The 9573-nt window shown below is 56.8% G+C and carries 10 protein-coding genes and 3 pseudogenes; 1 reads left to right on the forward strand and 12 read right to left on the reverse strand.

Annotation, left to right across the window (positions count from 1 at the left end; genetic code table 11):
* From BFF42_RS04785 to BFF42_RS04845, 12 genes and pseudogenes are all read right to left on the reverse strand, one after another.
* Nucleotides 1-159, reverse strand: a 159-nt coding sequence (locus tag BFF42_RS04785; protein WP_032277379.1) for an IS1 family transposase, incomplete at its 3' end; no start/stop codon positions are given.
* A gap of 54 nt (nt 160-213) precedes the next feature.
* Nucleotides 214-549: pseudogene (locus BFF42_RS04790) on the reverse strand (major tail subunit); the annotation flags it as partial.
* A 65-nt stretch (nt 550-614) separates the two neighbouring features.
* Nucleotides 615-959, reverse strand: a complete 345-nt coding sequence (gp17, locus tag BFF42_RS04795) for a tail completion protein gp17 (protein ID WP_039059167.1) — start codon at nt 957-959, stop codon at nt 615-617.
* Entirely contained in the window at nt 956-1402 is a 447-nt protein-coding gene (locus tag BFF42_RS04800) for an HK97-gp10 family putative phage morphogenesis protein (protein WP_000569978.1), read from the reverse strand. Before BFF42_RS04800 ends, gp17 begins: the two co-directional genes overlap by 4 nt.
* A complete protein-coding gene (locus BFF42_RS04805; protein ID WP_001007905.1) occupies nt 1399-1749 on the reverse strand; it encodes a phage head closure protein in 351 nt (116 codons plus the stop codon). Before BFF42_RS04805 ends, BFF42_RS04800 begins: the two co-directional genes overlap by 4 nt.
* Nucleotides 1750-1758: 9 nt before the next feature.
* The gene (locus BFF42_RS04810; RefSeq protein WP_000125994.1) at nt 1759-2085 is read right to left on the reverse strand and encodes a head-tail connector protein; all 327 of its coding nucleotides are present in this window, start codon (nt 2083-2085) and stop codon (nt 1759-1761) included.
* Nucleotides 2082-4240 (reverse strand): annotated as a pseudogene (locus BFF42_RS04815) (phage portal protein). The gene BFF42_RS04810 and the pseudogene BFF42_RS04815 overlap by 4 nt, the downstream one beginning before the upstream one ends.
* Entirely contained in the window at nt 4186-4407 is a 222-nt protein-coding gene (locus BFF42_RS04820) for a hypothetical protein (protein WP_001063101.1), read from the reverse strand. Before BFF42_RS04820 ends, BFF42_RS04815 begins: the two are co-directional and overlap by 55 nt.
* Before the next feature lie 44 nt (nt 4408-4451).
* Nucleotides 4452-6387: pseudogene (locus tag BFF42_RS04830) on the reverse strand (phage major capsid protein).
* A 63-nt stretch (nt 6388-6450) separates the two neighbouring features.
* Complete coding sequence (locus tag BFF42_RS04835) at nt 6451-8112, reverse strand: terminase large subunit (RefSeq protein WP_012421340.1); 1662 nt, start codon at nt 8110-8112, stop codon at nt 6451-6453.
* Nucleotides 8109-8672, reverse strand: a complete 564-nt coding sequence (locus BFF42_RS04840) for a terminase small subunit (protein ID WP_001530008.1) — start codon at nt 8670-8672, stop codon at nt 8109-8111. The genes BFF42_RS04835 and BFF42_RS04840 overlap by 4 nt, the downstream gene beginning before the upstream one ends.
* Nucleotides 8673-8962: 290 nt before the next feature.
* Nucleotides 8963-9328 carry an HNH endonuclease gene (locus BFF42_RS04845; protein ID WP_039059168.1) on the reverse strand — a complete coding sequence of 122 codons (366 nt, stop codon included), beginning with the start codon at nt 9326-9328 and terminating at the stop codon, nt 8963-8965.
* 41 nt (nt 9329-9369) lie between these two features.
* Here BFF42_RS04845 and BFF42_RS04850 point away from each other — a divergent pair, with 41 nt between their 5' ends.
* A complete protein-coding gene (locus BFF42_RS04850; RefSeq protein ID WP_000095744.1) occupies nt 9370-9570 on the forward strand; it encodes a YlcI/YnfO family protein in 201 nt (66 codons plus the stop codon).
* The last annotated feature ends 3 nt before the right edge of the window (nt 9571-9573 follow it).

The raw sequence follows: 9573 nt of genomic DNA on the forward strand, positions 1-9573 counted from the left end.
GTGCGTACCGGGCTGAGAGGCGGTGTAAGTGAACTGTAGTTGCCATGTTTTACGGCAATGAGAGCAGAGATAGCGCTGATGTCCGGCAGTGCTTTTGCCGTTACGCACCACGCCTTCAGTAGCGGAGCAGGAAGGACATCTGATGGAAATGGAAGCCACGCAAGCACCTTAAAATCACCATCATACACTAAATCAGTAAGTTGGCAGCATTACCAGGAATTTAAAGCCCTTACCGGACGGAAACAGCACCTTAAACGCATACAACGCGTCATTGTCATAGGCATCACGCAGGGCGTTCTGGGCCTGATTCAGATAAAAATTACCCGACATGGAAATCTCAGACGACGCCCCCAGACCGTTGATGTTCTCCTGCTCTGTGGAGCAGAGCGTGGTCACATCAATATCCTGTTTCTGACCGGCGGTGAACTGGACTTCCTTGATGGTGCAGTCCAGGCGCAGATATTCCGCCTTATCCATAGTTTCAGCAGTCGCCGGGGCAGATGAAATCATCACCTGCGTCAGCTGTGAGCGTTCATACAAAGCAGACATTCTGCCTCCTGATAATAAAAAACCCGCACGCGGCGGGGTATGGTTTTGTAGAAAAAAAGAAAAAGTCACACCGTGACCTGAAACTCCAGGGTTGCACGGTAACAGCGGTTTTCCGGAATATAGTCCTGCATTTCACTGACGGATCCCGGGGCCAGCAGCATTATGGCTTCACGGGCGTCCTGACGTATCTGACGCGCCTGCGTCACAGTCCCGGCATAAACGTCTATCTGCACCGACACTGAGGACTCCGCCTGCCCGCCCATCACGTCCGCTGACACCGATAAAATCAGGCTGAAAACCACCCACGGAAGCGCCACCGACGGCCTGCCATCCAGCAGGGGGGCCACATACGGGTACACCTGCCCGCCGGCAAGATGCGCCAGATGAGGATACAAATCCGCCTCCGTCATCGTCTCAGTACCTCATCAATGGCCCGGTTCATCCGCGCAATCGCCACCTGAGCTGCCTGTTCACTGCGCACATCAAACGCCGGGCGCACAAACGGGTGCGGTGGCATATTCACGGTCCCCATTTCCACAAACCGCCAGTAGAAAGCATTGCGCGGGTTATCCGCCTTCATGGTGTTATCGCTGTTACCGGTGTCCGGATTAACACCACGGATATGGACACCGGATTCCATCCCGCCATCGCGGGAGCGCCGGGAAAGGATCACCACATTGCGGCGCAGTTTTCCCCTGCGTACCGGTGTCCGTGACACCACTTCTTCTTTCAGCACATTCGCACCCGCACGGGTTGCCTCACGCAGCACCCGGTTATTTTCCGCACCACTCAGAAGCTGCAAATCGCGGCTGATGTCCTCCAGCCCCGAAAAATCCAGCAGGATTTCGATCATTTTTCCCCTCCCAGCCGACAGAGAATTTCCAGACGCCCGCCGGTCGCATCCGGCACGGGCAGCCCGACAACGTTCAGGATCCGGTCACGCCATGGACCACTCAGCACATGAAGTCGTGACGCTGCCGTGATTTCCCGACCGGACTGACCGCGCACCCAGATGCGGATTTCCGCCTGCGCCATTTCCGCACCGGACTGCATCCGCTCCCGGCTGCTCCTGCCTCGGATATCCGCATGAATTTTCCCGCATGACACCCATTCTTCCGTCATTTCTCCGGCAGCGTTACGGGTTAACACCGGGTTCAGAACACTTATCATCTGTGTCAGACGACCTGCAGATATTGCCATTCCCCCTCCTCATAACACCGTCGGACAACGCAAATCGTAAATCAGCACGGAAACAGAAAACGGCAGCTCCCCCTGAAGCAGTTCTTCCCGCTCCGCAAGATCCGGATTCCGGTACAGCATCCCGGTCAGTCGCATGGCAGCCCCCTTCATCCGGGTTAATGCCTCGCCCTGGATCAGTTCACCGTCCTCACGGATCACTTTATCCCGGCTGCCCTGAATGTAGGCCAGCAGCACGGCGGTAGCCTGACGAACCTTGTCCATCAGCATGTCATCATCCGCGTCATGGTCGACACGCAGATGTGCCTTGATCTCTTCCAGTGTCAGTAATGCCGTCATTTTCCGCCTCCTGCATCCTGCCCACGTTTTGCAGCCAGGGTCCAGGCTGATGAATGAGCTTCTCCGGGTTTATCTTCGGTCATACTGTTGCAGTGCCACAGCGAGCCCCCCACGTCACCGTATCGCCGGGGTGGTAGGTTTCACCGGCTCTGAACACACCGCGGTAGAGCATCACCGGCAGGGAAAATGTTTTTTCCGTACGCTGGCCACTGCTCTGCCGGACCACCACAGAGAACAACCGCTCACCCGTCATGCTGACGTCAATATCCGCCACCCCGTCAACCAGGCATTCCCATCCCCGCATCCCGTGCGTTTTTTCATACGCCCGCCAGAGTCCGCCCTGGTGTGTGGCATACGTGCCCCGGGGAAAGGATTTTTGAACGTCAATGGCGGGGAGTATTTCCAGAGCCGTGGCATCACGCCCGTCCTGCGGAGCCGGCAGGGCACTCACCGCATCCAGAACCGCCTTCTGCAGAACATCCGGATCGTAGTCACGACCATCACGCGGAACAGGGATATGGCTTACAGCCTCCGTCACCATCTGTTCAAGCATCGGACGCACATCATCCGGGGTGAGACTTTTACCGTCCGCCGGCTGCGGAATATTTGCGACCGCATCATTCACCGCCTGCTTCAGTACTTCCGGATCATAATCGCGACCATCACGCGGTAGCGGAATGGCCCCCACTGCGTCATCCACCATCGCCTGCAGAACAGGGCTAACCTCATCCACCGTCACATGCTTCTGTAACAGAGCGGACAGGGAAGCCAGTTTCTCTTCAAACGCTTGTGCCTGCGCGCTCATCTTCTCCTCAAATGTGCGCTGTAAATCCGCCAGCACCGTGGCGAATTCTTCTCCCAGGGCACGAATAATGGACAGTTCACGTTCATTCATTTTTTCAGAATCCCCCTGAACATCGCTTTCACCGCATCATGCTCTGTTTCACTGATTGCCTTATTACCGTCAGATGCGCCGTCAGGCGGTTGCGCTAAGGCCGTTTTCCCGGTCGACGCGAACGGATCCTCACGGGCATCACGACGGGACAGTGCCTCCAGACTGTAGTTCTGCTGCTGAAGATACAGTGCATCACCGCCGGCCAGGGGCGGCAGGTTCTCCCGTTTACGGGCCTCATTGGGCGTGAGAAGCGTATTTTTCACGGCATCCCCCAGCGTTTTCATGCGCCGCTCACTGTCCATTCTCAGCAGCGTGGTGACATCAAATTCTGTACTCTCGTTTTCCCCCGTTTCCAGCGCCTCATCCAGTAACAGTTCAATGGACTCAATCAGCGTCTGCAGGCACTGGGAATAATACTGCTGCTCCAGCGCCTCCACGTTGTCACTGGAAGGCGGTTGTCCCACGCCAATCTTGTAGGCCGGGACACGGAACACCGAACAGACAATTTCAGCGGTCATCTTCAGTTGTTCCACCGTCTGCGCATCCACCGGTGAAAACGTCGTGGGGTTGTATTTTGCCCCGTTGCTCAGAATGGCCGTTTTCCCCGCCATTTCTGAAAAAATACGTCGAATTTTCCTGAATATGATGCCCCTGCGTGGCGGTCAGCCCGGCGGCATACACCGGCGGCAACCCTATAAGCGGATGAAAAAAACAGTTAAACCGGTCGTGGATCACTTCCCGGGCAGGCACCGTCACCGCCTCAGTGATCCCGCAGTTCCGGTCCGGCGTGATGCGGTAGAACACTTCGCCGTCATCCGCCACCAGTGGTTCAACCCGGCTCCAGTCCAGAATGCGCAGTTCTTTGATCTGCCCCCGGGAGTTACGGATTTTCAGCACCACCGTATTGCCGTGACGCAGTTTGGCGTTCAGCCACAGTTCAAAAAACTGGATGCGGTTCTGCTGGGCGTTGGGACGACGACAGAGGCGGGCAATATCCCCCCGGCGAGTTTCCCTGCGTATCCCCTGCGCATCCGTCTGCATAAGACGCAGCCGCATTTTGGCGATATCCTGGGATATCAGCGAAATGCACGAAAACACCGCATGAAAGGAGAGGACGGCTTCCGGATCGGCTTTCACGCCCTGCTGCCAGGCGCCGGAAAAGGGCTCAGCCACCGCCTGAAACAGGCTGGTCCAGCCCGCCTCTCTTACGTCACGTCCTGATTTCTGGTTTTTTCGGGTTCGCTGTAAAAGGTTCCACATTCGCCATGCTCCGCATCACGTTTCTTTTTCTGACCTGCCGGACGTCGCACCGTGATGTACTCCGCCTTTCCCAGGCGAACCAGCACCTCCGCGCACGGCTGTGCCACATCACGGATATCCCCGGCCCGGGCATCATGCGTGCCCTGCAGATATCGGATCTTTGCCATAACCTGTTACGGGAGGCGCTCGCCTCCCGTCCTCCTTATCAGACTCAGCCGCCGGACGCACTGCCGTAGTTCACACCGGTGATCACCGCCACCGCCGCGGTACGGCGACGACGCCAGTTGATCCAGCGCTCCGCACGGATGGCCACACTGCCTGTCTGGAACATGGAAACCAGCTCCACCGGCGACGGCGTGGTACTGTCGCCGGTCGGCTCAGACTGCATTTCCAGTGATGCCTCGCGGGACATATCCACTGCCACGCCGCCGTCATCCGCCAGATAAATATCCGGGGCATTCACCAGCACCAGCTGGTCACCCACGTACTGGGAGACAATCACCGGCAGCCCCTGGAAGGTCCCCCCCAGCAGGGTCATGTCCGGGTATTCCTTCTGACCCAGCGTATTTTTACGCATGGACAGCGCCAGGGCATTGGTGCTGGACATCAGCCAGACCGCACCGGTGGGCTGCAGGTTTGCTGCCACAAACTGTCCAAACGCCGCCTCTGTATCCGCATCCGGGTTACCGTTGATGCCTTGCCCTTCACATCATGGGTGATGGACGCCGGGGAGACATCTGCCACTGCGGCTTTTTTCGGGTCCACAAAGTCTGTGTCCAGACGCGCCACCACCGCTTCTGCCAGCGCATTACGGACCAGCGCATCAGCTGCCGGACTGGAAAAACGGATCAGCTCTTCCGTCAGTACCGCAATGGCCGACACCTTCGCATGACTGAAGGTGATGGATTCAAAATCAAACTTCGTCAGGGGTTTTGCCTTACCCTCACCCACCCAGCCGGCAGCACCGCCGGACACCTGGGCGTGCACACGGATATTGAACGGCACCTGACGAAGTGCAGGGATCCCGCCCTGACCAAATCGCCCGATAATGGTCTGCGGACGCAGGTAATCAATAAAGTCCTGTGCGTATTCCTGATATTCAGACAGGCTGCCTGCCCACTGCGGATCCGTGGTGGTCCCCGCGCCCACTGCCGATTTCAGGACATGATGCAGACGACTGTCATCCGGATACTGACGACGGGCCACTTCCAGGGCTTCAGATCGGACGCCTTTAGCCGCAGCCAGCGATTTGGCAAAGCGGGCGAAGCCAATCCCCTTATCCAGTTTCTGCTCCACACGGATCACCGGCGCAGAAGCCACCGCGGCCACATTCCCGTTACCGGCCTGTTTCACCGGCTGCGCCGTGGCGGCCTTACCGGCTTCCAGTTCACGCAGGCGCTTCAGGTGCGCATCCACCTGACGGATTTCCGCTGCGGTGTTGTCGTAATGCTCTTCCTCCTCCACATCCAGCGTGCGCCCTTCCTCTGCGGCTTTGGTCATGACCTCCTCAAGGGAGGCTGCCAGCGCTACACGCTTGTTTTCAAAACTTTTAATCTGTTCGCCAATATTCATTATGGTCTTTTCCTTATGAAAAACGGTTGTTGACTGTGCCGCAGCGCCGGCAGAAGATGCGATTTTCACCACCGGTTTCCGGTTGCCGGACGCGGCAGAAAACGGGCTGTCGTAAGATTTAATGGTCCGGATGGTGCATTCCGCATTCGCGGGCACGGTGACGGCAGACACCTCCATCAGTTCCCAGCGCAGAAAATGCAGTCCGCCTCCGTCCAGAAAGGTGTATTCATGGGGACGGAAGCCCACGGACAGCCCCTGACCAGCCCGGTCTTAATGGCCGCCCAGACCTCATCCAGCCGGGCAGCCAGTTGCGACGGCATATCCGGTACGGGCTTCACCAGTGTTGCCGTGATTTCCAGCCCTTCGCTGACCCGGCGCACCGTACATTGCCCCACCGGGCGGGAATGGTCATGCTGCCAGAGAAACGGGATCGCACTGCCAAACTCCGCGCCCTCCGGCTCCAGGATGTCACCATCCCGATCCGGAGAAGGCGTTGACGCAATCCCGGTGATCACCCATTCATCCTCACTGAAGGATTTCACCGTCAGCAGGGAACAGGCCCGTTTAAGAGTCACATCAGCCTCCTGAAAATAAAAAAACCGCCGGAGCGGTTCGTGATGGTTACAGTGTGAACAGGGTTATATGAAAAAAACCGCATATTCTTTCTTTTTCGGTTCCGGGTTAAGGGACATCAGGGAGACCGCATTGAACAGCGCCATCAGCGGGTCAATTTTTCCCCGTCCACTGGCCTGTTTGGTGATAAGAATGGCGTTACCTTTAGGCTCCACCCGGGCATTGCCGACACACCAGGCCATCAGGGGCTGGTCACCATGCACCAGCACCCCTTCAGCCAGTTTGCGCTCGGTGGTTTTAATGGCCCCGCCCAGTTTCCAGCCCTGGCGTATCCCCACCACAATTCCGTCGGGGATCCCGGCTTCCGCCAGTGAATCCAGAATCTGCCCCACCCCTGACGGGTCAATACCGATATGGTCCAGTAACTCAGCCTCATGAATGCGACGCACATATTCCGCCACTTCCGCCGTGTCATCCCCGACACGCCGGACAATGGTCATATCTCCACAGGCAACAAGATCCTGAAACCGGGACGCCTCGCTCTTCCGTCGGACCACCGCGGTTTCATGCGCCCAGGCATGGCCCCAGCCCAGCCATTCGCGGGTCTCCCGGTCACGCCCAATCACATACATCCCCAGCAGATCATCCAGCCCTCCGCCGTCAATCCCCACCGTCACCACATCAGCACGACGCAGGATATCGTCCAGGTTGATACAACGGCCCTGCTCTTCCCAGAAATCAGCCCCCGCCCAGCGGTCAGAGCGCAGGGCAAGACCAATTTCCACATTGGCGTGTTTTGACATGAACCCCCGGAATGTCTCTTCACCGGCTTCCCGGGCTTTACGGTACTCCCGGTACAGAAAGGCCTCATCCACTGAATAGCCGAGATTCGGAATGACCATGGCGAGGTTTTCCATCAGCAGGTGAGCCCCGCTTTCCACCATTTCAGGAGGGTGTTCAAATATCACCGGCAGAAAGTGCGGATCATTAATTTTGCCGTCGCGCACATCCCGGGCGTACTGCAGTTTTTGTCTGAACACCCCGGCGGGCGGTTCATTCGACTGGGTGGTCGTATACACCACAAACCCTTCCGGGCGGGAGGCAAGCCCGCCGATGGCTTCACGTAACATGTCCTCCGCCTTGTACTGCTTGCCAAACAGCCACAACTCATCAATCAGCGTCCCCACGGACTTGATACCGGACACCGTATTCGGATCGGCTGCCACCACCTTCAGGGTGGTGTCCGTCACCCGGTGGGTGATGGTCCGGATATGTGTCTGCACCTGACAGAGGTCATCCAGATCATCGTCCCGTCGTACCATATCCCTGGCAGGATTGAAGGCGTTGGCTGCCACCTCCACAGTCGGGGCCAGAATCGTGTAACCCGCCGCCTGCCGCCAGTTCAGTAACAGCGCCGTCATCATGATCCCGGCGGCCAGTGTGGACTTGCTGTTTTTTTTGGGTATCAGAATGAACACTTCCTTGATATGGCGGACACCGGTCTGCGCATCGTAGGAGCCAAACAGAGCCGCCACCAGGTCAAACACCCACTGTGCACAGGACTCCCCGAACGTCGGGCTACCCGGTGCATCCACAATCCGCAGTTGTTTAAAAATCGCCAGGGCATGTGCGGCCTGGTCCGGATAAATCGGAGCCGGAATAATCGACAGCCCCTTTTTCAGGCGCTCTGCCCAGTCCGGGCAGGCCGTGCTCCATACAGGTATCATCCGTTGCCCTCATTATCGTTATTCACCACCAGTCGTGGTGGTGGTGGTACCGCAAAACGGTTAGCCGCTTTTTTCGCGGCATCACCTTTTGCCGATTTTTTACCGGCATCGCCTTTTTTATGGTGTGTGAACTGCGCCAGTCGCCAGGCCGCATCCAGTGCCAGTTTCGGATCAATGCTGAGGTTTTCCACCAGGATCTGCCCCATAGCTTTCACCGGATCGGGAAGACCATCCTCCATATATTCAATACCATGAGACATCACCGCGGGCGGTGGCATCTCCGGATTGTTTTCGTCCGGCTGTGGTATTGCAGCCGCCTCACGGCGACGGGGTTTATCCTCCTGCTCTGATTTTTTCTGCCGGTAAACAGGAACCTCATCCACCTCCACCGTTTCGCACTGTTTACGGGCTATAAACGCGAGCACCTCCGGATCTTTTGCCAGCTGCGAGCCTTTAACCCTGGCGGTCTTCGCCGAATAACCGGCGGCAATGGCTGACGCTGTTTTGTTTTTCCCGGACATGAGCGCCAGCGCAAATTTTCGTTTTTGCGTTGTCAGCACAGCCTCCTCCCGGGTCCAGAACGCACTCAGCCGGGTATGGTTCAGCCCATTTTTCCCGGCGTCTCATGCCGCAAATGTTAACTGCTGCCTGGTTAACATTTTCTGAAAAAGCCAGTTAACATTTTTTTTCGCACAACAAACTGAATAATAAAGATAAAAACCGCAAAAATACCCGGACAGCCAGTTAACATGTTAACTGGCCTGAAACGGGAATTTTTTCTCTGCGTGAGAGGGGGCGCGGTGTCCAAAGCGATCGTTTTTTACGCCGGATGATACCCCCCGGGGTCGGGTTACAGTCCGATGATGTCGTCCTCTCTGCCACTACCTCCGGACACCTCCGGCAGCGTCGGATCCGGCATATCACTCGCCGCTTCACGAGCAGACTTTTGTCGATGGCATTCGGTACAGAGCGTCCAGAGATTCGTCTCCTCATTACCACCACCGAACTGAAGTGCAATTCGGTGATCGAGTTCACTGTCACAGAGGTCAACCACACGACCACAGAGACGGCACTGCCCGGTGTCCCTGAGCCAGATATGACGCTTGAGGGAAACACGTGCACTGCCACTGACACGACGCTGTTCACCCTTCAGAATATTCACCCGTCGGGTATTCAGTGTTTTGATTCTGCTCTGGAGTGTACGAAGCTCAGCCATGTAAAATCCCCGTCATATGGCAATCAGTAAAGGAAATAAATATGTCATCGAAAAACCGTACCCGCAGAACCACAACCCGCAATATCCGTTTCCCCAATCACATGATTGAACAGATCAACATCGCCCTTGAGCATAAAGGGTCCGGTAACTTTTCAGCGTGGGTTATTGAAGCCTGCAGGAGAAGGCTGGCAACAGATGCAACGCATCTGCGCCCGGCCAGCATGACAAATAACGAGAAATGAACG

This window comes from Shigella sp. FC1661, from assembly GCF_001712525.1.
GTDB classification, from domain to species: Bacteria; Pseudomonadota; Gammaproteobacteria; order Enterobacterales; family Enterobacteriaceae; genus Escherichia; species Escherichia coli.

Bases quoted from the DNA above. Each gene is read 5' to 3' on its own strand.
- gp17 (WP_039059167.1), bottom strand. From the start codon at position 959: ATGACGGAGGCGGATTTGTATCCTCATCTGGCGCATCTTGCCGGCGGG.
- BFF42_RS04800 (WP_000569978.1), bottom strand. From the start codon at position 1,402: ATGATCGAAATCCTGCTGGATTTTTCGGGGCTGGAGGACATCAGCCGC.
- BFF42_RS04805 (WP_001007905.1), bottom strand. From the start codon at position 1,749: ATGGCAATATCTGCAGGTCGTCTGACACAGATGATAAGTGTTCTGAAC.
- BFF42_RS04810 (WP_000125994.1), bottom strand. From the start codon at position 2,085: ATGACGGCATTACTGACACTGGAAGAGATCAAGGCACATCTGCGTGTC.
- BFF42_RS04820 (WP_001063101.1), bottom strand. From the start codon at position 4,407: ATGGCAAAGATCCGATATCTGCAGGGCACGCATGATGCCCGGGCCGGG.
- BFF42_RS04835 (WP_012421340.1), bottom strand. From the start codon at position 8,112: ATGATACCTGTATGGAGCACGGCCTGCCCGGACTGGGCAGAGCGCCTG.
- BFF42_RS04845 (WP_039059168.1), bottom strand. From the start codon at position 9,328: ATGGCTGAGCTTCGTACACTCCAGAGCAGAATCAAAACACTGAATACC.
- BFF42_RS04850 (WP_000095744.1), top strand. From the start codon at position 9,370: ATGTCATCGAAAAACCGTACCCGCAGAACCACAACCCGCAATATCCGT.